Source organism: Exiguobacterium sp. s26 (assembly GCF_018618235.1).
Classification (GTDB): domain Bacteria; phylum Bacillota; class Bacilli; order Exiguobacteriales; family Exiguobacteriaceae; genus Exiguobacterium; species Exiguobacterium chiriqhucha.
This window is the reverse complement of the sequence record NZ_JACSLS010000003.1, coordinates 334,458-357,964: the sequence shown is the minus strand read 5'-3', so window position 1 is coordinate 357,964 and position 23,507 is coordinate 334,458. Positions and strand designations below refer to the sequence as shown.

The 23,507-nt window shown below is 54.4% G+C and carries 25 protein-coding genes; 6 read left to right on the top strand and 19 right to left on the bottom strand.

Annotated features, from left to right (window positions below; translation table 11 throughout):
• Positions 1-36: 36 nt before the first annotated feature.
• The 6 genes from KNP82_RS06620 to KNP82_RS06595 form a co-directional block, all read right to left on the bottom strand.
• On the bottom strand, positions 37-1,014 hold the full coding sequence (locus tag KNP82_RS06620) for a hypothetical protein (protein ID WP_131472677.1): 978 nt from the start codon (positions 1,012-1,014) through the stop codon (positions 37-39).
• Positions 1,011-2,039 (bottom strand): DUF58 domain-containing protein, encoded by a 1,029-nt coding sequence (locus tag KNP82_RS06615; RefSeq protein WP_021067454.1) that lies wholly within the window; start codon positions 2,037-2,039, stop codon positions 1,011-1,013. Before KNP82_RS06615 ends, KNP82_RS06620 begins: the two co-directional genes overlap by 4 nt.
• A 1-nt stretch (position 2,040) precedes the next feature.
• Positions 2,041-2,949 carry an AAA family ATPase gene (locus KNP82_RS06610; RefSeq protein ID WP_029595449.1) on the bottom strand — a complete coding sequence of 303 codons (909 nt, stop codon included), beginning with the start codon at positions 2,947-2,949 and terminating at the stop codon, positions 2,041-2,043.
• A gap of 110 nt (positions 2,950-3,059) precedes the next feature.
• On the bottom strand, positions 3,060-3,233 hold the full coding sequence (locus KNP82_RS06605; protein WP_214799924.1) for a hypothetical protein: 174 nt from the start codon (positions 3,231-3,233) through the stop codon (positions 3,060-3,062).
• A 110-nt stretch (positions 3,234-3,343) separates the two neighbouring features.
• Positions 3,344-4,039, bottom strand: a complete 696-nt coding sequence (locus KNP82_RS06600) for an amino acid ABC transporter permease (protein ID WP_021067457.1) — start codon at positions 4,037-4,039, stop codon at positions 3,344-3,346.
• A gap of 6 nt (positions 4,040-4,045) precedes the next feature.
• Positions 4,046-4,894: a transporter substrate-binding domain-containing protein gene (locus KNP82_RS06595; RefSeq protein ID WP_214827406.1), complete on the bottom strand. Its 849-nt coding sequence runs from the start codon at positions 4,892-4,894 to the stop codon at positions 4,046-4,048.
• A 333-nt stretch (positions 4,895-5,227) separates the two neighbouring features.
• Between KNP82_RS06595 and KNP82_RS06590 the strand changes: the two genes are divergently transcribed.
• Positions 5,228-5,623: a hypothetical protein gene (locus tag KNP82_RS06590; protein WP_214827403.1), complete on the top strand. Its 396-nt coding sequence runs from the start codon at positions 5,228-5,230 to the stop codon at positions 5,621-5,623.
• Positions 5,624-5,704: 81 nt separating this feature from the next.
• A complete protein-coding gene (locus KNP82_RS06585; RefSeq protein ID WP_214827401.1) occupies positions 5,705-6,247 on the top strand; it encodes a GNAT family N-acetyltransferase in 543 nt (180 codons plus the stop codon).
• A 156-nt stretch (positions 6,248-6,403) separates the two neighbouring features.
• Here KNP82_RS06585 and KNP82_RS06580 read toward each other — a convergent pair whose 3' ends face one another.
• Genes KNP82_RS06580 through KNP82_RS06570 form a run of 3 tightly spaced genes read right to left on the bottom strand, consistent with a single transcriptional unit; the run spans position 6,404 to position 8,213 of the window.
• The gene (locus KNP82_RS06580) at positions 6,404-6,853 is read right to left on the bottom strand and encodes a GNAT family N-acetyltransferase (RefSeq protein WP_214827398.1); all 450 of its coding nucleotides are present in this window, start codon (positions 6,851-6,853) and stop codon (positions 6,404-6,406) included.
• A gap of 17 nt (positions 6,854-6,870) precedes the next feature.
• Positions 6,871-7,587, bottom strand: coding sequence for an MBL fold metallo-hydrolase (locus KNP82_RS06575; RefSeq protein WP_214827396.1), 717 nt, complete (start codon positions 7,585-7,587; stop codon positions 6,871-6,873).
• 14 nt (positions 7,588-7,601) lie between these two features.
• Positions 7,602-8,213, bottom strand: coding sequence for an NUDIX hydrolase (locus tag KNP82_RS06570; RefSeq protein ID WP_214756600.1), 612 nt, complete (start codon positions 8,211-8,213; stop codon positions 7,602-7,604).
• Positions 8,214-8,354: 141 nt separating this feature from the next.
• On the opposite strand from KNP82_RS06570, the gene KNP82_RS06565 reads away from it, so the two are divergent.
• Positions 8,355-8,861: a DinB family protein gene (locus KNP82_RS06565; RefSeq protein WP_214756599.1), complete on the top strand. Its 507-nt coding sequence runs from the start codon at positions 8,355-8,357 to the stop codon at positions 8,859-8,861.
• Positions 8,862-8,926: 65 nt separating this feature from the next.
• On the opposite strand, the gene parC is transcribed toward KNP82_RS06565, so the two are convergent.
• The 3 genes from parC to KNP82_RS06550 form a co-directional block, all read right to left on the bottom strand.
• Positions 8,927-11,332 (bottom strand): DNA topoisomerase IV subunit A, encoded by a 2,406-nt coding sequence (parC, locus tag KNP82_RS06560; RefSeq protein WP_214756598.1) that lies wholly within the window; start codon positions 11,330-11,332, stop codon positions 8,927-8,929.
• A 2-nt stretch (positions 11,333-11,334) separates the two neighbouring features.
• On the bottom strand, positions 11,335-13,302 hold the full coding sequence (parE, locus tag KNP82_RS06555; RefSeq protein ID WP_214827393.1) for a DNA topoisomerase IV subunit B: 1,968 nt from the start codon (positions 13,300-13,302) through the stop codon (positions 11,335-11,337).
• A gap of 129 nt (positions 13,303-13,431) precedes the next feature.
• Positions 13,432-13,836, bottom strand: coding sequence for a CoA-binding protein (locus KNP82_RS06550; protein WP_021067467.1), 405 nt, complete (start codon positions 13,834-13,836; stop codon positions 13,432-13,434).
• A 353-nt stretch (positions 13,837-14,189) separates the two neighbouring features.
• Here KNP82_RS06550 and KNP82_RS15665 point away from each other — a divergent pair, with 353 nt between their 5' ends.
• Positions 14,190-15,245 (top strand): GGDEF domain-containing protein, encoded by a 1,056-nt coding sequence (locus KNP82_RS15665; RefSeq protein WP_214799911.1) that lies wholly within the window; start codon positions 14,190-14,192, stop codon positions 15,243-15,245.
• 15 nt (positions 15,246-15,260) lie between these two features.
• Positions 15,261-16,271 (top strand): tyrosine-type recombinase/integrase, encoded by a 1,011-nt coding sequence (locus KNP82_RS06540; protein ID WP_214827390.1) that lies wholly within the window; start codon positions 15,261-15,263, stop codon positions 16,269-16,271.
• A 63-nt stretch (positions 16,272-16,334) separates the two neighbouring features.
• Here the strand turns inward: KNP82_RS06540 and KNP82_RS06535 are convergent, their stop codons facing one another.
• The 3 genes from KNP82_RS06535 to KNP82_RS06525 all read right to left on the bottom strand — a co-directional run bounded on the left by KNP82_RS06535 (position 16,335) and on the right by KNP82_RS06525 (position 19,928).
• Positions 16,335-17,477 (bottom strand): hypothetical protein, encoded by a 1,143-nt coding sequence (locus tag KNP82_RS06535; RefSeq protein WP_131472653.1) that lies wholly within the window; start codon positions 17,475-17,477, stop codon positions 16,335-16,337.
• Positions 17,474-18,685, bottom strand: a complete 1,212-nt coding sequence (locus KNP82_RS06530) for a hypothetical protein (RefSeq protein ID WP_131472650.1) — start codon at positions 18,683-18,685, stop codon at positions 17,474-17,476. The genes KNP82_RS06535 and KNP82_RS06530 overlap by 4 nt, the downstream gene beginning before the upstream one ends.
• 70 nt (positions 18,686-18,755) lie before the next feature.
• Entirely contained in the window at positions 18,756-19,928 is a 1,173-nt protein-coding gene (locus KNP82_RS06525; protein ID WP_131472648.1) for a MalY/PatB family protein, read from the bottom strand.
• A gap of 116 nt (positions 19,929-20,044) precedes the next feature.
• Between KNP82_RS06525 and KNP82_RS06520 the strand changes: the two genes are divergently transcribed.
• Positions 20,045-20,701, top strand: a complete 657-nt coding sequence (locus KNP82_RS06520) for a M48 family metallopeptidase (protein ID WP_131472646.1) — start codon at positions 20,045-20,047, stop codon at positions 20,699-20,701.
• A gap of 37 nt (positions 20,702-20,738) precedes the next feature.
• Here the strand turns inward: KNP82_RS06520 and KNP82_RS06515 are convergent, their stop codons facing one another.
• From KNP82_RS06515 to KNP82_RS06500, 4 genes are all read right to left on the bottom strand, one after another.
• The gene (locus KNP82_RS06515; protein WP_131472644.1) at positions 20,739-21,644 is read right to left on the bottom strand and encodes a methyl-accepting chemotaxis protein; all 906 of its coding nucleotides are present in this window, start codon (positions 21,642-21,644) and stop codon (positions 20,739-20,741) included.
• Between the two features lie 202 nt (positions 21,645-21,846).
• Complete coding sequence (locus tag KNP82_RS06510; protein ID WP_214827388.1) at positions 21,847-22,017, bottom strand: hypothetical protein; 171 nt, start codon at positions 22,015-22,017, stop codon at positions 21,847-21,849.
• Between the two features lie 30 nt (positions 22,018-22,047).
• A complete protein-coding gene (locus tag KNP82_RS06505; RefSeq protein ID WP_214827385.1) occupies positions 22,048-22,227 on the bottom strand; it encodes a hypothetical protein in 180 nt (59 codons plus the stop codon).
• Positions 22,228-22,242: 15 nt separating this feature from the next.
• Positions 22,243-23,499: a hypothetical protein gene (locus KNP82_RS06500; protein ID WP_214827382.1), complete on the bottom strand. Its 1,257-nt coding sequence runs from the start codon at positions 23,497-23,499 to the stop codon at positions 22,243-22,245.
• Positions 23,500-23,507: the final 8 nt, after the last annotated feature.

Here is a 23,507-nt window from a genome sequence, read left to right as displayed (position 1 = left end):
GACCGTCCGGCAGTGCCCGGCGAACTGACTGGTCTCTTATTTTTTGAGCGTCTGGGTGACATGTCGTTCGAACGCCTCGACGATGGGTACCGGGGCTTCTTTCTCCCCGTACTCGGCGGCCTCGAGCCAGACGGCGAAGCGGTTCCCTTCGCTGAATCCGATGCGGTCGAACCATTCCATGACCGTCTCCTCACGATGGCGAGGATGGGCCTGTTCGAGCCGGCGCCCGGCATCGAGCAAGCGGACGTGCCGTGGGGCCCGTGTGACGCGACGCCCGGCATCCGCTGCTTGATGGCGCTGTTTCGGTACCGTCACAGCCTCTTGAATCTCTTTACGGCGTTGCAAATAGATGAACAAGGCGACCAACCCGACCAGAAGGACGAGAAAAGCCAAAATCAAGAACAGCGATTGATTCGTCGCCGATTCGAGCAACGTCTCATTCGAAATCGTCTCGGCATCAATGTTCGGATTGTCCGGCACGAGAATCCGGTTGACGCGGTCGGTCGGATCCAAGTTGAACCCATCGAACCAACCCCCGATCCACACGAAGATGGGGCGAATCCAGGCGACGAGGTTACCGAACAATAACTCTTTGATTGTCCGGATGATCACAGCCAGTCCGAGACCGACGGCGAGGGCGACGACGAGCGTCGACAGCATCCGTTTATAGTCACGGCGGTAATATAGGCTCCGCTGCCAAAACAAGAACAAGAACGGGAAGACGATCATCGCGAGCGGCTGCGACGCCGGCGGAGACAACCAATCGACGATCAGGAAGAGCACGCTGGCGATCGCGTAACGGTCCGTCCAGTCGAGCGTCCGGATAAAGGCATGGACGTACGTGAACAAGAGCAACGTCACGCTCATCTCATAAGAAAACCAAAGGGCGGCGATGCTGAGTGCCGTCTGGACACCGAGTTGCCAGTTGCGCGGCAAGCGGAGCGTCAAGAGAAATACGAGTGGAAACGCGTGACCGACATAGAAAGCGGCAAATACCCACCAAAGTAGTTTCATCGGCCGTCACCTCCGAGCCGTAGAATCGATTGGCTGCCGCCATATTTGGCGACTTTCCGTTCGAACAGCGACCGGGCGAGCGGGAAGTCACGCTCCGATAGACAAGCGAGCGTCGTCATGACCTTGCGGAAATGCGTCTCACCGCTCCCCGGTGCGAGGTCATAGGTGATCCCTTCCTTCGTCAATGTCGGCACAATCAGCCCATAGCTCGCGTTCTCTTTCTCGAAGTCGCGGCATAGCGCCGCCGCCTGCGAAATCAACCGCTCCATCTGATGGGTGAGGGCGCGTCCGTCTTTCGTCAGCAAGTCGAGCACGACGACATATTCGTTCGCTTGGACGGGTTGCTCGGTCCGGGCAAGTAGCTCGCCGGTCTTCGCATAGGCCGACCAATACAGTTGCCGCATCGGCTGGCCGTGATACGGCGCCACTGACTGGAACGTCTCCGGGTCACGGTAGGCGCTATGACGGACCATCTCCTCCCCAGGTAACGTCGGAGGGCGCTTCGGAATCGGATAAGGCAGGAATTCAGGGAAGACATAGCCGATGCGGTCGAGCGGGTCTTCCTTATAGAGCGAGAACATACGGAGCGGGTCACGAATCTCCATACCGATCGCCTCCATGCGGATCGGTCCGCGTCGAATCGCCTTGAGCGGGAGCGTATAGGCGACGGCCGCCTCGCGTCCGACATAGTTCTCTTGGCGCCAGAAGGCGTGTTCCTCCGACTCGACGGTAGGATGGAGATATCCTGACAGACGGACGACACCGAGCGGGACAGGCGCCGTTGAAACCAATTTGATTGTATACGTCTCTTCATCGTTCGGGAACAGCTTCAGCTCGTCGGTCACTTCGACATGTACGTATTCAGCGAGCCGGAACAACAACTCCGGCATGATGAGCGCATACAGGCTGAAACCGATAATCACACTCGCGAGGAAGACGTTGCCGTATAGGGCGGTGAACACCCCGACGACGAACAAGAGCCACATATACCCGGACTCGAGGTAGCGAGGGCTGACGAGTTGCATATCACACCTCTGATGGGACCGGGATGGTCTCCAAAACGGACTTGATCAATTTAGACGGCTTCGTCTTGAGCGACGCCTCGACCGTCAAGACGATGCGGTGTCCGAGAATCGGCAAGGCGAGCGCGCGGATGTCTTCCGGTGATACGTAATCCCGTCCGTCCATATAGGCATGCGCCCGAGCCGCCATCGTGTAGGCGAGCGTCGCCCGTGGGCTCGGTCCGACCTCGATATCCCGGTGATGACGGAGCGCCTCGACGAAATCGAGGAGATAGTCCTCCATCGCCTCGTGGAACAAGACATCACGGACGGCTTGCTGCATCTCGGCAAGTTCGGTCTGTTGCAACGTGAACGGAGCCGCACTCAAATGCTCGTTCCGAAGCAACCGGCGTTCCGACTCCCGAGACAACGGAGCGAGCGACAGTTTGAACAAGAAGCGGTCGAGTTGAGCCTGTGGCAACGGGAACGTCCCTTGCCCATCGAACGGGTTTTGCGTCGCGATGACGAAGAACGGGTCCGGTAGACGAAGCGACACCTCACCGAGCGTCACTTGTCGCTCCTGCATCGCCTCCAACAGTGCCGACTGTGTCCGAGGTGTCGTCCGGTTAATCTCATCGACGAGCAAGATTGACGTGAAAATCGGTCCAGTCCGGCGTTCGAACGTTCCCGTCGTCGGATTGAACAGCTCCATCCCTAAAATGTCACTCGGTAGCGTGTCCGGTGTACATTGCACGCGTTGGAACGCGGCCGAGACCGATGTGGCCAGGCTTCGTGCAAGCGTCGTCTTGCCGGTACCAGGCCGGTCCTCGAGCAGCACGTGGCCCCCGGAGAGGAGAGCGATCGTCGACAGCTTAATCGCCTTCGACTGCCCGATCACTTGATCGTTTAAATGTGTCGTCCATTGTTGCACCATAATGTAAGTCCCCCGTCTATTTTCTGAATATTTATAAAAATCATAGCACACTCGCGGACCGAGATGGAACGCTAAAGAACGGTGTTGCTAAATATGTAGGTCGATCATGGTCAATCCGAAGAAGACGTTTTCGCGTTCTTACGGCTCGGGAACTCGAAAATCAAGTAATACAAGACAATCATGCTTGTGAAAGGTTGCAGGACGCTGACCCATGTTGGCCCGTCGAACAAAATATACGTAAGTGTGATGAGAACGGATGATCCGACTAATAATTTTGAGAACATAGGCGACGTCTCTCCTTTGAATCGCAATATGGAATAGGTGGACTATACCATGTCACTTTCGCAATAACCGCCCGACAAAAAAACTGACCTGCCTGTATGAGGCAAGTCAGTCATCGTTTCGGTGTATCCAAATAGCGTTCGAAATGCCGCTCCAGCCAGTCCTGGAAGAACGACATGAACGTACAGATGCCCCAATAGATCAAGGCGACAACCAAATAGACGGTCATATAATCGAATTCCCGACCCCCGACGATTTTCGCCTTATTGAAAATCTCCGGAACCGTGATCATGGCGGCGAGCGAACTCGCTTTAATCAAATCGAGGAACACGTTCGAAAGCGGGGGGAGGGCAATCCGCGTCGCCTGAGGTAAGATGACCCCTTTCAGCGTCAACCACTTGTTCATCCCGAGCGAGCGGGCCGCCTCGACTTGTCCTGGATCGACGGCACGGATCGCAGCCCGGACAATCTCCGCGATATAGGCCGCCGAGTTCAGACTGAACCCGATGATTGCCGCCGTCAGCGCTGCGAACTCGATGCCGATGAATGGAAACCCTGAATATAAGATGAACAGGATAATCAAAATCGGTACACCCCGCATGAACGAGATATAGAACGTCGACGGGAACCGTAACAACCGCGACGGTGACAGTTTCCCAAGGGCGAGCACGAGACCGAGCAACAAGCCGAAGAACATGCTGACGAATGAGATCCAAAGCGTGTTCGGCAAGCCGCCTAGCAGATAAGGGAACGAGCGCACAGCCAGGTCGACGTCAAAGATTGCTTCCCATTTCACACCTTCGAACATGATGGCTTAGTCCAATTCGACGATCGTCGCGTCGACGTCCGGTTCGACCGAGACATCGGCTCCGTTATAGAACGTTTCTGACAACTCTTTCACCGTTCCGTCTTCAAGCATCTCGCCAAGGACGCGGTCGATGTTCTCTTGGAGCTCTGAATTCTCTTTGTCCATCAAGAACGCGACTTCCTGTGGGTTATAGGCGATATCCGGGTGGATCGTGATATCGAAGTCCGGGAAGAAAGCGAGGGCGAGTGTCTGAAGATAGTAGTCGTTCAAGATGACGTCGGTCCGTCCTGTCGAGACGTCACGAAGGTACTGGTCGTTCGTCGCGTTGTCATAGATGACTTCCTCCGCCCCGTATTGACGTGCCACGTCCATGAAGACGGTTGTCGCTTCACCAGCGGCCTTTTTGCCTTTCAAGTCCTCGATTGACTCGATGCCAGACAAATCGCTCTTGCGAACGATGGCCGTCCCGTACGTGTACTTGTACGGTGTTGAGAAGGCGAACTTCTCTTTCCGGTCCTCTGTGACCGAGATATCGTTCGCTGCGACGTCGACTTGTCCGTTTTGGACGCTCGTCAACATGTTGTCGAACGCCATCTCTTTGAATTGGACCTCAAGGTCAAGACGTTTCCCGACCTCTTTTATGAGCTCGACGTCAAACCCAGTCAATGTATCGCTATCTTCTTCACGGAATGAGGCCGGGTAGAGTGTCCCCGCTGTACCGACCGTGAGTGTACCGTCTTCTTTGATTTCGTCCCAGCGCGAAGTTTCGGCCTGATCGGTGCTAGAATCACCACACGCCGCGAGCGGGACAGCCAGTAATAGCGATGCTGCCAAACCTTTTGTCATACGTTTCATTCAAGTTCCTCCTTAAGTTATCATCTGTCTAAAAATAGCATGACATACGCTTACAGGCAACTCCTAAGAGCGGATGAACAGCATTAAAGTTATTTTTGAAACATAAATCCATAAAGCGCTAACATGTTGATGGATGAAGGATTCAATCGAATGACACAGTTTAGTAATTATGATGAAACAGATCAATGGATGTCGGTTTGAACAATACGGTTTAAGCGAAAATATCATCGTGATGATCAGCCGACTCGGACCCATGTGAACTTTAATAATTCATGTATGATAGATAGTAAAGGCTTATTCGTAACATATTAAAATGAGGAGAGCGGGGGGCAAATGGAAAAATGGGAAAGATGGACCGTCAATCCAGAAATACCGGCCAAACTATATCTGCAGGCTCTAATTGATGATAAAGACGGATTAAGACTCGTGTTTATGGATACGCATGAGAACACGTATACATTCTTGTTTGACGGACTAGTGCTGTCGTATCGACATACAGACGAAGGAACGCTTATTAGAACGCTAGAACATTTATACAAACATCATGACCCTGATTTTTTTGGCGACTGGACACTCTTTCAAGTGACCGATTCCAGCTATTTAAAATGGCTAGCTGAAGAATCAACAAACATTTACGAAACGGTTTATAATATTCAGCATTACGTGTTCCTGACATCACATGATGTAATTGAAGTGTTGTCGACAGAACCACCGACTTTGATTTCATGACCGCCACTTTATGGCTAGTCTGGTGAGATCATGTAGTTATAGGATGGAGCGGTCATTACATATAGAAGGGAGAATAATGCAATGGAAGAAGCCCCGAACATCTCGATCAAAGCGTTAGATGAGTATTCCATCAGCGTCGTGAACGAAGCCAATAATCCGTTTCCAGTCATCGGGAAAATCATTCCGAGCTTTTCTGACGGGGTTTGGACGTATGAGGAACAGTTATATGAGAAAGCCAGTGTGACAAGCTTTCCAGACGATTTGCTGGATTGGTCTGAATACATCAACAGTGAGGACAAACAAATATTCTTGGCATTCGACGAGACAACATGTATTGGACAAATCCGTATGGTGAAAGACTGGAACCGTTTTGCGTATATCGAGAACATCGCGGTCCGTGGAAGCTATCGCAACAGCGGGCTTGGGCATTTGCTGATAGAAGTTGCGGAGGCGTGGGCAAAAAAGCAATCGTTGCTTGGATTGTCACTCGAAGCGCAGAACGATAACGTGATCGCGTGTCGCTTTTATGCGAAAGAAGGGTTCGCGCTCGGCGGTGTCGATACGCTCAAACAGACCGGCAATCCGAACATCGATATGACGTTGTATTGGTACAAGATTTTCTGATTTTTTTCGAGAGGAGAGATGTCATATCTGACATCAATTTTCTTTATTTTTCTATTAGTTAACATAACATATATTATCAGTAAAAATAAAACTCCGTCTCAATCCTTTAGTATACTTAAGGAAGTGAGACGGAATCTAAAATTTGAGATAAGGGATTCAAGATCGCGTAAATCGAATCAAAGTGACACCTGGTTCCGGTTCAAACTCGGCACTCGGTTCGAACCCGAGCTTCGTATACAGCTTCTTGGCCGGACCGTTATGTTTGCCGGTGTGCACATAGACAAGCTTGTCCTCATGCAAGCTGAGCACGTGTTCGAGCAACGTCGTCGCGAGCCTCGACCTGAAATACGTCGGATCGATACATAATTTCGTGACCTCGACCGTGTTCTCAGCCGCTTCGACCGTGATGAATCCGATCAACCGCTCATCGTTATATAAGCCATAGCTCGTCCCAGGCAGATTTTGAATCACTTCGACCGTCTCATAACGCGCTGGAATCTCATCGAATCCGATCAGCTCGGCCTCGACCGCATAAGCGTTCCGTTGAATCTCGAGCATCTGCTCGGCCAGTTGATAATCTGTCGTCTGAATCTCGCGTAACTCCATCTATCAGCACCTCCGGTTTATCGTGAAAATAGACGTGCTTGCTTGCGTTTGGCCCGTTTCAGCGCCAAATAGAGCCGGTGTGTCCCAGCGACGGGCTGTCCGTGCCCGACGAACGTGTGGCGCGGTGCCAGGTCGATCAACTTCTCTGCATGCGCGACCGCTGCCCGTTTGTCCCATGTCGCGACGCCCGGGAGCGGGAACAACGGGCGCACATCCCCTGCCACGGAGACTCCCCCACGGGTCTGGAACGCGTCACCAGCAAACAAGTTCCGCTCCTTTTCATCGAAATAAGCGATGGAGCCCGGCGTATGACCCGCTGCCGGATAGACCCTCAGACCGAACAAGCGCTCACCTGGGTCGAGCAATTTATCCGGCAAGGAGTGGATGGTTGGGAGTGATCCTTTTAATTTGAGTGGCCGCTCATCCGGGTCGGTCGTCTTGTCCCCTTCGAGGAGACGGGCATCCCGACGTGAGACGTACAGCTCGGCGTGCGGGTGCGCCTTCAAGATGGCATCGACACCACCGACGTGATCGCCATGGGCGTGCGTTAGCAAGATGGCGAGCAGCGGACGCTCCTGTGCCTCGATATACGCTAAAATCGCTTCCGCATTGCGCGCGAGGGCGGTGTCAATCAAGACGAGTCCGAGCTCCCGCTCAATCAACTGGACGTTAATCGGTAATACAGGCGCATAGAATGTCAGTTGATGGACGTGGTCAATCCGTGTGACTTTCATGATATCCCCTCCCCTTAATCAAACAACGTGATCCAATCTTCTTGCCATCTAGCCTCAAAACACATATAAAGCTGTTCCTGTGTGTTCCGCGCGGTGGATAAAGGTGGTAAGTTGCCCCGCGTGAAGAAGGCGACCTCGCTCGTCTCATGGCTCACCTGCGCCACTCCACCAATCAGCTCGCATTCGATGAACAGTTTATAGTAATGCTGCGACAGCGGTGGATGGTCGTGATGATGCATATCGAACAACGCGAGTAGCCGTACCGGTACGACATCAAACCCGGCCTCTTCCTCAATCTCCTTAATGATATTTTGGGCCGGGGAGAACCCGACCTCACAAAAACCACCTGGTAACGTCCAAAGCCCGTCCGACCGCTCTTTGACGAGCAAGAGCGCATCGTCCCGGAAGACGACACCGCGTACGTCGAGTTTCGGTGTCGGGTATCCATCGACGTGCGTCAGTTTCGTGACCTCCTCCAAGGCGAGGTCTGACTGTCGTTCGAACATCTCGGTCGCGATTCGTTGAAGTTCGACGTAACGTTCTCGATCGAACTCGTCTTTCGTAAACGTCAAGCCAGCCTGTGCCAGCGCCTGGAGCCGTTTGGCCCAGTCGAGCCATTGAGACATAGTGATCCCCCCATGATTTTTCCTCTTACCCCATTCGCCAAACGATGGACTTGTTCCTTTTAGCAATACCCGCTCCCATAAGAAAGTACCTATCCTCCCCGTGATATACTGAAATGAGAACGGTGGCAAAGGAGGAACGATATGTCGATCGCAGTGTTATCCCAGTTCAAAGCAGACTTGGACGGCTATACCGAACGGCAGTTGCGCTACCAGGCAGCAGCAGACGTCTGGTCAATCGGGCAGATGTACGACCATATCATCGTGGTGGCCGAGGAATATGCAGACGAGATTGAACGGTGTCTCGCTTCACGCGAAGAGCAACCGCTCGGAAAGACCGAATTCGGTGAACGATTGTTTCAGGCCGGTGGGTTCCCTCCGATTAAAATTCGTTTACCTGATGAGATGAACCAACCACCGAACAACACGGACAAGCGGGAGACGCTCGAGCGACGACTCGACGAATTGTCTGCGCGTTTGAAGCGACTTGAACCGCTCGTCCGCTCAGCGAACCGTGACGTCAAAGCACGGCATGGCGGCTTTGGCTGGCTGAACGCACAGGAGTGGTACGACCTCATCGAGATGCATACCCGTCATCACTTGCGCCAACAGGCCGATTTGGAGCGCTATCTGATAGAGGCCGAGCTTTGAATCCATAAGAAAAACCCTGTATCAAAGACAATGGTCTCTGGTACAGGGTTTTCTTTAGTTCGATCTCAATCGAGATACACGTCCTCAATCTCTCCGAATGTCTCTTCATCAAACACGAACGAGCCGTTGGCGTAGCGGTCCAAGAGCGTCAACTGCTTCGTTTTGACCGTCTTCGCTTTCTCTTTCCCGATGATGTGGAGCGTTTCATCGTCATGCACCGGGAGCACGCGACGAATCTGGTGCGGTTTCGATTTGACTTCGCGGATGAGCATCGTCCCGCGCAAGTTGCGGTTCGTGCAGTCGAACTGATCCTCGAGCTTCATCTTCTTGACCGCTCCACGTTGCGTCACGAGGACGAACAGTGGCGGTGTGAAGAAGGCGAAAGCATCGGCGACCATGTCCCCATCCTTCAAGTTCATCGCTTTGACGCCAGCAGCGCGCTGACCGACGACCGGCACGTCATCTTCTTTGAACCAGAGGCCGTAACCGCGCTCAGAGACGAGGAACAGTTGGCCAGGCCCGTCACTGATGCCGGCGAAGACGACCTCGTCGTCGCCTTTCAGTTTGAGCGCCATGAGCGCCTTCGACTTGCGTTGGGCGTCATAGTCACGGAGCGGTGTCCGTTTGACCATGCCTTCACGCGTCACGAACAGACAGTGCGCGTCGGTGTCGAACGTCGAGACGACATCGGCCGAAACGACTTGTTCGCCTTCGATCGGCACGAGGTTGGCGACATGCTGACCGGCGTCTTTCCATTTCGACTCTGGAATCTGATGGACCGGGATGAGCAAGTAACTGCCCTTGTTCGTCCATACGAGCAAGTGGTCCGTCGTCATCGCCTGGGTGACGAGGACGGGACGGTCTTTCTGCTTCATCTCCGGCATCTCGTCGCTCGAGGCGCCATATGAGCGCATCGATGAACGTTTGACGTACCCGTCGCGGCTGACGAACACCATCGTCTCTTCGACGGCGATCATGACCTCTGTCTTCAGTTTCAACTCTTCGACCTCGGACTCGATGACCGAGCGTCGTGCGTCGCCGTACTCGTCACGGAGTGCGGTCAACTCTTTCGAGATGAGCTTCCGTTTCGTCGCGTCGACGTTCAAGATGTTAGCGAGGCGAGCGATCTCTTTTTGGAGCGCCTTCGCCTCTTTTTGCAGTTCGACGATATCCGTGTTCGTCAAACGATACAATTGGAGCATGACAACCGCTTCGGCTTGACGGTCTGAGAACGAGAACCGCTCCATGAGCTTCTGCTTCGCCTCGGACTTGTCTTTGGCCGAACGGATGAGTTCGAGCGTCTCGTCAAGGACCGAGATGGCCTGTTCGAGCGCATCGACGATCTCGGCGCGTTTCTTCGCCTGGTCGAGCTCGAACGTCGTGCGTCGAGTGACGACCTCTTCGACGTGCTTCAAGTATGCGTCGATAATCGACAAGAGTCCCATCTGTTTCGGTGTCCGGTTGACGATGGCGACCATGTTGTAGTTATAGGCGAGCTGCAGATCGGTATGCTTCAAGAAGAAATGGAGCACACCTTCCGCATCGGCTTCCTTCTTCAACTCGATGACGACGCGGACACCGGTCCGGTCAGTCTCGTCACGGACTTCGGCGACGCCTTCGACTTTGCGGTCGAGGCGAAGCTCTTCCATCTTCTTGACGAGGTTCGCCTTGTTCACCTCATACGGGAGCTCGGTGATGGTAATCTGTTCACGACCTCCCTTAAGTGGCTCGATGACCGATTTGGCACGGATGATGACCTTGCCTTTTCCGGTCTCGAACGCCTTCAAGATGCCGTCTTTGCCCATGACGATTCCGCCAGACGGGAAGTCAGGTCCTTGCATATAACGGAACGCGTCATTCGTCGTCTCGACCTCACCTTTCAGACGGGCGATGGCGAGGTTGAGCACCTCGGTCAAGTTGTGCGGCGGAATCTCGGTCGCGTAACCGGCAGAGATTCCCGTCGTCCCGTTCATGAGCAAGTTCGGGAGGAGTGACGGCAAAACGAGCGGCTCTTCGGTCGAATCGTCGAAGTTCGGCGTGTAGTCGACCGTGTTCTTCGAGATCGACGTCAGCATGACGCCGGCAATCTTCGACAGACGGGCCTCGGTATACCGCATCGCGGCGGCCGAGTCGCCGTCCATCGAGCCGTTGTTCCCGTGCATGTCGATGAGCGGGTAACGCAACTTCCAGTCCTGCGATAGGCGTACCATCGCCTCATAGACGGAACTGTCACCGTGCGGGTGATAGTTACCGATGACGTTCCCGACCGTCTTGGCCGATTTGCGGTACGGTTTCTCGTTCGTGTTGCCTTCATGGTGCATCGCATACAGGATGCGGCGCTGAACGGGTTTGAGGCCGTCGCGCGCGTCCGGGAGGGCCCGGTCCTGGATGATATATTTCGAGTAACGCCCGAAGCGGTCACCAACGACCTGTTCGAGCGACAAGTTTAAAATATGTTGAATCGTCGACATCGTTACATCACTTCCTCAATCGCTTTAGTCACGTGTTCATTGGCGATGATCGAATCATCTTCCTGGAGGCCGAAGGCGACGTTCTCCTCGATCCATTCCCGGCGATGGGCGACGTTGTCTCCCATGAGCACCGAGACACGCTTGTCGGCGACGGCAGCGTCGTCGACCGTGACGCGGATGAGCGTCCGTGAGTCGGGGTTCATCGTCGTCTCCCATAGCTGGTCGGCGTTCATCTCACCGAGACCTTTGTAGCGCTGGAGGATATAGCCCTTCTTATACACTTTGACGAGCTTCTCGAGCGCTTCTTCGTCCCAAGCGTACTCGAACTGTTCCGACTTGCCTTTCCCTTTCGAAATCCGATAGAGCGGTGGCAAGGCGACGAACACTTTGCCGGCCTCGACGAGTGGGCGCATATAACGGAAGAAGAACGTCAACAGGAGCACTTGGATGTGAGCCCCGTCCGTATCTGCGTCGGTCATGATGATGATTTTGTCGAAATTGCAGTCCTCGAGCTCGAAGTCATGGCCGACCCCAGCCCCGATCGCGTGGATGATCGTGTTAATTTCCTCATTCTTCATGATGTCCTGGAGTTTCGACTTCTCCGAGTTGATGACCTTCCCGCGCAGCGGCAGGATGGCCTGAAACGTCCGGTCGCGGCCCTGTTTGGCCGAACCGCCGGCCGAGTCACCCTCGACGAGGAACAGTTCGTTCTTGGCGGCGTTCTTCGACGTCGCCGGCGTCAGTTTCCCGTTCAAGATGCTCGAACGTTTCTTTTTCTTGCCGTTGCGCGCCTCTTCCCGGGCTTTCCGGGCGGCTTCGCGGGCCTGGGCGGCGCGGATCGCCTTCTTGATGAGCATCGTCGCCATCTGCGGGTTCTCCTCGAGGAAGATCGTCAGTTGTTTGGCCATGACACCATCAGCGCTCGTACGGGCCTCGGGCGAACCGAGTTTCGATTTCGTCTGCCCCTCGAACTGGAGGAACTCTTCCGGGATCCGTACCGAGACGATGAGCGTCAAGCCTTCGCGGACGTCGCCGCCGTCAAGGTTCTTGTCTTTTTCTTTCAACAATCCGTTCTTACGGGCGTACTCGTTCACGATGCGGGTCATCGCCGTCTTGGCGCCGACCTCGTGCGTGCCGCCGTCACGAGTCCGGACGTTGTTGACGAACGAGAGGACGTTCTCAGAATAGGCGTCCGTGAACTGGAAGGCGAGCTCGAGCTCGATATCGTTCTCCGTCCCTTCGAAATAGACGATCGGATGAAGCGTCGCCTTGTCGTCGTTCAAATATTGGACGAACTCGGCGATCCCTTCCTCGTAATGGAACGTCTCTTCTTTATCCGAACGCTCGTCCGTCAACGTGATCGTCAATCCTTTTAACAGGAATGCCGATTCACGGAGCCGTTCAGCGAGCGTGTCGTAGTTATATGTCGTCGTCGAGAAGATCGAGGCGTCCGGTTTGAAGTAGACGCTCGTCCCCGTCTGACGCGTCTTTCCGGTCTCGAGGAGCGTCGTCTGCGGGATCCCGCCGTCGGCAAACGTCTGCTCGAACACTTTGCCGTCGCGATAAATCGTGACGAGGACCTTGCTCGAGAGTGCGTTCACGACCGAGGCGCCGACCCCGTGGAGTCCACCTGACGTCTTGTAGCCGCCTTGGCCGAACTTACCGCCGGCGTGAAGGACCGTGAAGATGACCTCTGGCGTCGGTTTCCCGGAGGCGTGCATCCCCGTCGGCATCCCACGCCCGTGATCTCGTACCGTGATCGCGTCATCTTTATGGATGGTCACATCGATTTGGCCACCGAATCCGGCGAGCGCCTCATCGATTGCGTTATCGACGATCTCATAGACGAGATGGTGCAAGCCGCGATGGTCGGTCGAACCGATATACATCCCCGGACGTTTCCGGACAGCAGTCAGTCCTTCGAGCACCTGGATGGCGTCTTCATTGTAATTAAATAAGTCTGTTGACATCTTCGTCACCTCAATTTCGAACACACGTTCGTTTTTCTATCCTATTGTATAGCTGTTTTTGGATTCTGGCAAGCCTCCCTCCGCGAGCGGGGCTCGTGAAAAAAAGGAGACCTACCAAGGAGGTAGGTCTTAACCGAGAAGGCGGGCGTGCTCGACATAGATGCATCGATTTTCGATGTAGTCGAGTCCGGCATCGCGAGCGATCCGCTCGGCGTCCGGGCTGGTGAGCCCGAGCTGGTTGAAGACGAGACCGACATCCCCATGTCGGACGGCATCTTCGGCCACGCCGGCCAAATACTCATTGCGTCGGAAGACGTCGACGATATCGACGCGCCCCGGGATGCTCTCGACCGTCGGATAGACTTTGCGTCCGTTCCACGTCTCGAGCGTCGGATTGACAGGGATGACTGTGTAACCTTGCAAAATCAAATAGTCTGCGATTTGGTTCGCGGTCTTGTTCGGGTTCGCTGACACGCCGACGACAGCGATCGTCTTCGCCTCGGTGAGCCATTGTTTCAAACGTTGATCGTCCATCCTGAAATCCCCCTTTTGTTTACGTTCTCAGTGTACCTTTACCTGAATCACCGTTTCAAGCTTTATTTTCTTTTATCATACAACTGTAACTCTTTCAAATTTTTAAAACAAATCAATTGGTTCACCATAACTAATTATGTAAACCGGATTATACGACGTTATTTCTCCGGTTGGCAGGTCGATGTGTGTCTCGGAGGAAAATCCCGTGCGAACGAACGTTGCGTGAAATATCTATTTCACGCAATCATAAGGACCGATTTAAAGCGTTTCAGATAGCAAGATTGACTCGTTTCTCGAACGCCCATGGGCAAATCGATGGCAGTTCGGTATACTAAGGTTCAGGAGGTGTTCGCGTGGGAACTGCCTATGAGGAACGTCGCGGTACACTATATAATTACCGCATCACTTTTTACGGGAACGCGCTCGCTTGGCTCATCCACGTCGTGTTCTTGATCACGTTTTGGCAACTCGGCGTCACGGTACTCGCCTGGTCGAATCTACTCAGCATTCTGTATTACACGCTATCCTTTTATTTTGTACATAAACGATATTATCGGGCGTTCTTCGTCGGTCTGTTCATTGAGGTCGTCTATAACGCAATCATCTCGACGGTCGTGCTCGGTTGGGGTGCGAACGTCCACTACTTCATCATCATGGTCGCCTATGGAGTGTTCTTCATGCCGAACGTCCGTCGGTCCATCCGGGTCGCCTCGACGATACTCGCCATGACCATCTACGGTTTCCTATATATGAATGTGACGACAGGGACGCAACCGCTCACGCCGTCCTTCGAGCAAATATTGGGCCTCTTTTGTCTCTTGTCGACGATCGCCTTGATTGCTGGTCTGTCTTTCGTCTTCGAAGGGTCCGTCGTCGAAGTGACGTCCGAGCTCGAGCGGACGAACGAACGGTTGCACACGCTCGCCTCACGGGACGGGCTGACCGGGTTGTATAATCGGACGACCGGTTACCGATTGGTCGAAGATGAGATTCGCGAAGCCGTCATCAATGGACGGCCATACGCCGTCGCTCTAGGGGACATCGACCATTTCAAGGCGTTCAATGAGCAACACGGTCATGACTGCGGCGATCTCGTACTCAAGCAAGTCGCCTCCGCGCTTGCCCGAACCGACGGGATAGCCGTCCGTTGGGGTGGCGAGGAGTTCCTCATCTTCTTGGCGGACCAGTCCACTGCAGAGGCCACGGAGACGATTGACCGCTTGCGGCAACGCATCAAATCACTCGAGACAATTTATGACGGCCGTCGTCTCAGCGTCACGATGACGTTCGGTGTCACGACGCGAACTGGATTCGAGGCCGTCGAAACGCTCGTCAAAGAGGCGGACGACCGGCTCCGGGCCGGTAAACAAGAAGGCAAAGACCGAATCGTCACGTCAATCCATCAGTAAGCAAGGAGAGATCTTTTGAGTATATTCCGCCAGCTCGGACAAGCACCGACCAAGGTCGCGACGAAACGTTTCAATTTGAGCGGCTACGAGCGCATGCCGAGCTTCATCCAGCGTTTTTTGAATCACCTGGCAGCCAAACATTATTCGGAACAGACCGCGCAGCGCTATCTGTATGACTTTCTAGATTTTTTCCGCTGGGTCGAGGCCGCCAGCGCATCTGAGGTCGACCCTTCGACGGTCGAGATTGACTCGTTCGTCGAGTTCGATCACGCGGGGGCCGAGGCGTACGCGACGTATCTCGCACTCGAGCTCGATAACGCGCCGAGCGTCATCAACCGTAAATTGTCCACGATGCAATCGCTGTTCAACTATTTGATTGAGACGGGCGTGACGGCCCACAACCCGTTCCAGGCGGTCGAGCGGCCGAAGCGTGCCAAACGCAACCCGGTCTATTTGACGGAGCAGGAGTGGCTCGACTTCTCGACGCTCGTCCGCAGCAACGTCGGCATGTCCGACCGCGAGGCGAGTTGGTACGAGCGCAACCGGGACCGCGATTTTTTGATGATTCAACTGCTTGGGTTGACCGGGATGCGCGTCTCGGAACTCGTCGGCCTCGATTGGAACGATATCGACCGCGAGAGCGGGACGATTCGCGTCATCGGGAAAGGCAATAAAGAACGGGTCATTCCGATCGCCTCCCCGCTCGAGCCGCTCCTCGACGCCTATCGACGTGACGGGTCAGGCCCGCTATTCCAATCGGAGCGAGGCAAGCGCATCTCGGTGCGGACGGTGCAACACACGTTAAAAGGCCACATCGACCGCTTGAAACCGTATTTGCCGTTCTTGACGCATAAACAGGTGACACCACACAAACTACGTCATACATTCGCCTCACGGCTCGCCATGAGCGGCATCGATGTGTTGACGATTCAACAGTTGCTCGGTCACGAATCGGTGGCGACGACGCAAGTCTATGCCCATATCGGCGACGAGAAGAAAAAACAAGCTATGATAGGTTTACGATAACTTATTATGTAAACCATTATAAAACACCTGAATCAATCACATGGATTGGTTCAGGTGTTTTCGTTATAACTGCTTCGTCGATAGGATGACAATCGTCTCATCGAGCACCGTGTAATAGGCGTCTTCGAACGTTTGCCGCTCATTTGTTTCGAGATTGAACACGGTCACGCCCCCACCTGTTCCATCTGCCGCCGACTCATGGATGAAATAGTTCGAGGCGAGCACGCGCTCGAAAGGAGCCGTGTCGAGGAAGCGGGCCCCGGTCGTCGCGTCAATCAATTCGGTATGGTCCGTTGACTCTTCCACTTTAATGAAAATAGTGGAACTGACATCGTCATACGTGAAGTCAATCGGCTCGTAGGCGCCCCAGTCGACCACCGCCACCTCGCGGAGCACGTCCGGTGCTGTCAACTCATAAATCGTCTCCTCGTTCGCCTCGTCGACGAAAGTCGAGAACCGAAGTCGCTTGTTCCGTTCACCCAAGTATTGGACCGTGTCCCCTTCCCCGTGCAGACGAATTAAGTCCTCGAACGGAATCTCATCTTGACGGGACCTAACTGCCTCGACCGCCTCGTCGAGCGAACAAATCAGAATCGCCTCCGAATGGTCGATCGAATCGTCCGGGAAGACCCGACCGTCCTCGAGTGCCTCGTAATAGGCAAACTCGTCCAAGCGGGCGTTGCAGACGATATATGGAATGCCATCGAGCTCGGTCGAGAACAGATAGAGCTCACGGAACTTACCGGCATGTCCGACGAGTCGCTCGTCACGGATTCGCTCTTGGAACGACGTCTCCGCATCATACAGCCATGCCTCATCGGTATCTCCGAAACTCGTCAGGAAGAGGAAGTAACGGTCCGCGAGAACCCAATAGAGCGTGCTGTTACCACGTTTCTCGAACGTCGCGAGCACATCTTCTCGTCCAGAGCGATAGTCGAACGCAATCAACTCCGTGCGGACGACACCCGTCCGGTCTGGTATCTCATTCAAGAAATAGACGCGGGCGTCACTGACGAACAGCTTCGAGATCCCATAGTCTTCATAGGCGCGATGACTGATCGGCGTGACGGTACCGTCCGCTTCATCATAGCGATAGATCGAGAAACTCGTCTCGCCGGTCTTCTCTCGATAGTAGATGGACGTTTCGGTGACGGCAATCAAATCCTCATGGCTGATTGGCATGGCACGTGCGTCAACGATTCTCATAGGGCACCTCTCTCATAGGAAGATTCAACCGGCTCGACGGTGACGATGCCGGGTGGTCGTTTCGGGAATGAAATCCGCAAATGGGCGAACTCAATGATGGATTGGTGAGGATCGGTCTTCTCGACCCAACGGACGCGTTGGCGGTTCGCCAAGGCGTGGCCAATCTTTTCTTCAATTTGGAACTGGGAAATGCCACGATAGGCGACTTCTTGGATATAGGTCGATTCATCAAGCTCAAACTGTTGCCAAATGCCCATCACGAGCTGTCCGAGCGAGGAGACCCGCCGCTCAGGCAAACGGACCGTCCGGAGCGTCTGTTCCACTTCCTTCAAACATTCGAGCGGGTCGTCCGCGACGGCAAACAGTCGCTTAGCCGAGTTGTTCATGACCCGGTAACGTCGTTTCCCGCTCTCGAGCCGAAGCACTTGCGCATAGGGTTCGACCGGCACCCCATGAAAGAACGTATCGGTCCCACCCCAGGAAAAGCCGAAGGCGGGATCGAATTTCTGAATCGTGTTCATGAAGGCGAGCATGAAATCCTCGACCTCGCGACGCTCAAGCCGTATCCATTCGGCGAGCGCGAGGGTGCCGCGGTCCTTTTTGATGCGATGCACCGGGAAGAACAGGTCCCCTTCGGCCAGTCGATGCGGTTTGAGCTCCGTCCCGTCGGCGCGATAGTCCGTCGCCGGACGGCCGCTCCGGCCCGCATAGATAATCCATTCGTCCTCGGTGCTTTCGAACGCGTAGGCTTGGTGCGCCCAAGGTGGTGTCACATATAGGGCCGGATACTCTTCATACGTCTCGAGGTGCAGATAGGAGCGGTCGGTCCACAGTTGCGCGAGCAAGCGCACGATTTCTCCCGTCTCTGATTCTTTCGGTGCGATATAGTTGCCGGTATTGCCGATATACGTCAAGACATGGAAGTCATAGGCGTGATACAAGTGTCGGACGATGCGCTCGAACACGGCGGCAATCATCCGTTCGAACAGCGGATGGTCCTCGTTCCGGTCGACCGATGTCGCATCGACCGTGCACATGAGCCACCCCATGCGGACGTACAGGCGAATCCGGAGCGGATACGAGATCAATGGGGATGATGACGCATGAATCTCCGTCAGACCGAGGTTGGCCATGTTCTCGACTTGTAACGTGAATCCGCTACGCCTCAGTTGTTCCTCCATCTTCTTTTTCCAATTGATCGTCTCCATTCGCATTCACTCGCTTTCCGTGGCCATCGTTCTCGTGTGGCTCATTGTGAAATTTTTCCCGTTTCTTGATTCATACAAACGCCTTTCCGTCAGCATGTTCGGTGAGACGCTGAAGCGCCTCATCAACGATAGCGCGCGACGTCCCGAAATTGAGGCGTTCGAACGTCTCGCCCGACTCCCCGAACGGGTGACCTGGCGACAAGAACAGACGGACTTCCTCGTGCAACCACTTCTTCCGCGGTTCCGTTTCGAAATTGAGCGCCTTGAAGTCGATCCAGAGGAGATAACTCGCCTCAGGCATGTACGTCTTCAATTGGGGCAGCTCTTCCTGGAACCGCTCGACGAGGTACGTCGCCTGCTCCTCGAGTTCGGCCGTCAATTGGTCGAGCCAACGCTCGGCCCGTGAGTCGGAATAGGCGGCGATGATGGCCGTGTTCGCGAACGGTGTCGGTAACACATGGTGTTTGTTTTGGACTTGGATAATCCGTTTTCGCATCGCATCGTCCGGACAGATGATGTACGACGCGAACAGCCCCGCGATATTGAACGCCTTCGACGGTGCACTCACCGTGATGACCGAGTCATCGAGGCGATTGAGGGCGGTATGCCGTTGTGACGGATAGGTCAAGTCGGCATGAATTTCATCGGCGACGAGGATGACGTCATGGCGACGTGCCAGCTCGACGACTTGCTTCAGCTCGGACTCGGTCCATACCCGTCCGACCGGGTTGTGCGGCGAGCAGAGCAAGAACAACTTCGCCTTCTGCATCTGTGTCTCGAGCGCGTCAAAGTCCATCTCGTAGCGACCATCGACTTGACGGAGCGGAGCGTCGAGCAACTCCCGTTTCAACCCGGTGACCAGTTCATGAAATGGCGGATAGACGGGCGACTGGATGACGACCCCATCCCCTTCCTCCGTCAACGCCTCGACGATATGCGTCAATCCCGGTACGACGCCACTCGAGAACAAGACGTGATCGGCATCGACCTTGAGCCCGTGACGACGGTCATACCAAGAACTCACGGCTGCTTGCGCCTCTCTCGAGAACAATGTGTACCCGAACTCTCCTGTCGCGGCCCGTGCCGTCAGCGCCTCCGAGATGGACGGTGCCGTGCGGATATCGATGTCTGCGACCCACAGCGGCAAGACGTCATCTGTCAAATGGAACCAGCGGTCGAGCCCGTCCCATTTCACCGAATCCGTTCCCGTCCGGTCAAGCGATTGATGTAAGATTGATTTCATGTTCATCCCTCCTACTCCTACTGTAACAAAAAACGAGCGTTCGAGTCCGCAAAACGATGGCGGATTCGAGACGCGTCGGCTATAATCGACCGAGATACTTCAAGGAGGTGAACCCGATGACCGTGACCGTCATCCGCCATAAACGCCGGAAACGGGCGGCTTTCTTCGTGACGCCGGACGGCATCGAGCTGCGGATTCCAGCTAGGCTCCCGAACCGAGTCGTCGAGACAATATTGACGGAACATGCCGGCTGGATCGAAGATCGCCTCGCGGCACTGCCCAAGCGTGACGTCTTACCAGCCGACAGACTGCTTTTGCACGGAGAGACGTTTTCGCTCGTGAAAAGCAATACCGAGACAAGGTTCCGCTTCGACGGCGAAAACTTTTACTGTCCTGCGAAGTGGGACGAATCATCGCTTCGGAAAGCGTACGAGGTCTGGCTACGAGAACGGGCCCTCGCTTATGTGATGGAAAGGTCCCCCCACTATGAACGTCAACTTGGTGTGAAGGCGGAACGAATCCGCATCGGCCACCAAAAGACGCGCTGGGGGTCATGCAGCTCGACCGGGACGATCTCGATCAACGTCCGGCTCATGCTCGCCCCGCAGGACGTCATGGATTATGTCATCGCCCACGAATGGGTCCATCTCGTTCATTTCGACCACTCGAAAGCGTTCTGGTCGAAGCTTGCGTCAGTGTATCCAAACGTCGCCGGCGCGATGGCCTGGTTGAAACAGCATGGCCATACGCTGCAAATCAAAAAAACCAATTGAACGTGTCCCTTGTCAGGAGGCATGTCCGATTGGTTTTTTAAATGGCGGAAGTGAACCGCTCGGCTGTGCCGTTCAGCGATTCGGCCGACTGTTCGATATGCTCGAACCGCTCAAGCGTCTGTTCCATGATGCGGACACTCTCTTGAATGTCTGTACTGGAGCGGGATACGCCGTCGACGATTGAGACGAGCTCTTTGTTCATCCCGTCCGTGTTCGCGCGCACTTCGATGACGGCGCGTTCGACGAGACGTGACAGGTTCCGGACCTCGGTCGCGACGACGTTGAAGCCGAGACCGTGCTCACCTGCCCGTGCGGCCTCGATGGCGGCGTTGAGCGACAACAAGTTCGTCTGGGCGGCAATTTCCTTGATTGTGCTAGCGATTTTCGTGATCTCGGCGGCCTGCTCTTGCAAGTTCGTGAGCGTTTTCAAGTTTTGATTCGAGTCCGCATCAAGGCGTTCGATCGTCCGTTTCAACTGTTGACTCTCTTCCATGCCACGCCGGGCCCGGTCGTCAAGATTAGCGGCCATGTCACGGAACGAGCGCGCGTATTCTTCGATCGTCTGTTGGCGACTCGTGATGTCGGAGGCGATTTTGACGACGCCGACGACTTCATCCTGTTCATAGATTGGCATATAGGTCGCTTCGAGCCAAATTGAATCACCGCGGGCGTCGATGCGCTCGATTTTGTCGGCCGAACTGAAGCCGTCGAACAGCTTGTTCCAAAACGCTTGATAGTCCGGACTGCTGACGAAACTTGGCGTGCAGAACAAGTGATGGTGCATCCCGATAATTTCGTCACGTTTATATTTCATTGCCTTGGAGAAGAGGTCGTTCACATCGACGACGCGTCGTTGACGGTCGAATCGGATCATCGCCACGTTGGCCTCGAGGGCACGGAGCACCTCAGGGGATGAGAGGCTAGCAAACTTTGTCAGTTCCATTCCGATTATTCCTACCTTCTTTTCTCGATTTCCTTTAGTGCTTTATTCCTGGAATGTAGCGGAATTCTAGTGTACCCTGTGCGAAAATTCCTGAATAGCGTCGGTTTTTGAAATCGAGTCAATATCTTGAATTTGAAGTGTTTTCCAGTTGGTTCACTGCTAAGTCCATGAACAAAGGACCCGTGCATGGCACGGGCCCCTATCATTCCTGGTCATCGAATATTGATTTGAACAGCGTGACTTGGTCGGCCGTGAGTTCACCCCGGCTGTCCTTCGGGTCGATGCCGCCGATCATGTGTTCTTCGAACCAAATCCCGAAGTCGAGTGAACGTTCTGGCGCATCGTCCGGCGTGTAGACGAACGTCGCTTTCACATCCGGTTCCCGCTCGACTTCCTCCGTCGTTCAATCAAGCTCGGCATTCGTCTCGGCGTCGGTAATGGTGCGGATCGGCCCATAGTCGCCACTAGCTTTTAACGTCTGATATTCAATGCGTGACGGGTCCAAGTCTTCCTCGCTACCGGCGCAACCGCCGAGCAGCAGTCCCATACAGATGACACATCCTGACAACATGCGTTTTAACAAAGCATCCCTCCTCATTCATTCGAACGCCTGTGGGAACAGTTCTTGGAACGTCTCCGCCCCGGTGCTCGACAGTTTGAACACTTCCCCGGACTTCACGTCTTTCACGAAGACATCGACTTTCTTCGACCGTTGCTGGTAACTGACATCGAACTGTTGACCGAGATTCCCGTGCAACAGCGTCAAATACTTATAGTCTTTCGTATCACCACTCTTCGTCGACGGGCGCGCGGTCTCGAGGGCTTCGACCAATCGGTCATACGCTTTTCCGCTCACGTTCACCGCATCAGGGTAAGGGAGCGGGACTTCCCGGTGATACGGATACTTATGGAGGTAAGCGACCGCTATCTCGTCTAGATCTGCAGGATCTGTAAGGAGAGGGCTCGTTCGATAGCGCATCGACACGGTTTTTGTTACGTTTTGTCCGTCCACGTCAATCGTGAGGTCATATAGCGGATAAGGTGTCATCGGTTCCATCGTGCCACCGTTATGGATTCGACGGAAGGTTAAACTGTCAGCCCCGTTGAGCAAATCGGCATCTTGTAAAATGGAGGAGGAATAGCGAGCCTTGTCTCCACCATAAGACTGGAGCAGATGAGGCATGTTCGTGGCCTTATCTCGTCCTAATGCGATAAACACATCGGACGGTCTAAGGTTCGGCAAAAAGTGGAAGAATGGGTTAAAGTAGCCCCCTTCTTCAATCCCAATCTCAACCGTGCCGCTAAATCCAGGCGAAATCCTCATAAGTGTGACCGGATACGGTTCCATGTCTTGTCCATTGTCATAGAAGGCGTCCGGCTTATGTAACGCAGCCCGTTCATTTGCGGTCGCGATATGGACGGTCGGAAGGAACGAAATCTCCGTGCCGACCTCGTCTTTCAAGTAGGCAGGTCTTTCTGCAAGCTCGACGGCCCCGTACCCTTCCATCCCGTCCATCCGGTCTGATTTACAGAGCGCATAGATTGTATCCCCCTCGACATAGGTCACTTCATTAAAACTATATCCATAATAGTCATCATTCATAAGCGGGGCCCGGGTCGCATACGCCATCCCGAGGATTGAAAACGTCTCTCCATCTAGTTCGGTCAGTCGTTCCTTGTCTTCACATTGGTTCAAAATTGTTTCGGCATCCACTACAGGCTCTTGACTGTTCAACGTAACCCGTTCGGCTTGCCAGTGCTCCTCGATATGGCCATAGCGGACGACGTCCACGTCTTCCGAGCAGCCTGCCGTCAACCATAACAGTGACAATGACATCAACGCTCGTTTCTTCATGTTCAAGC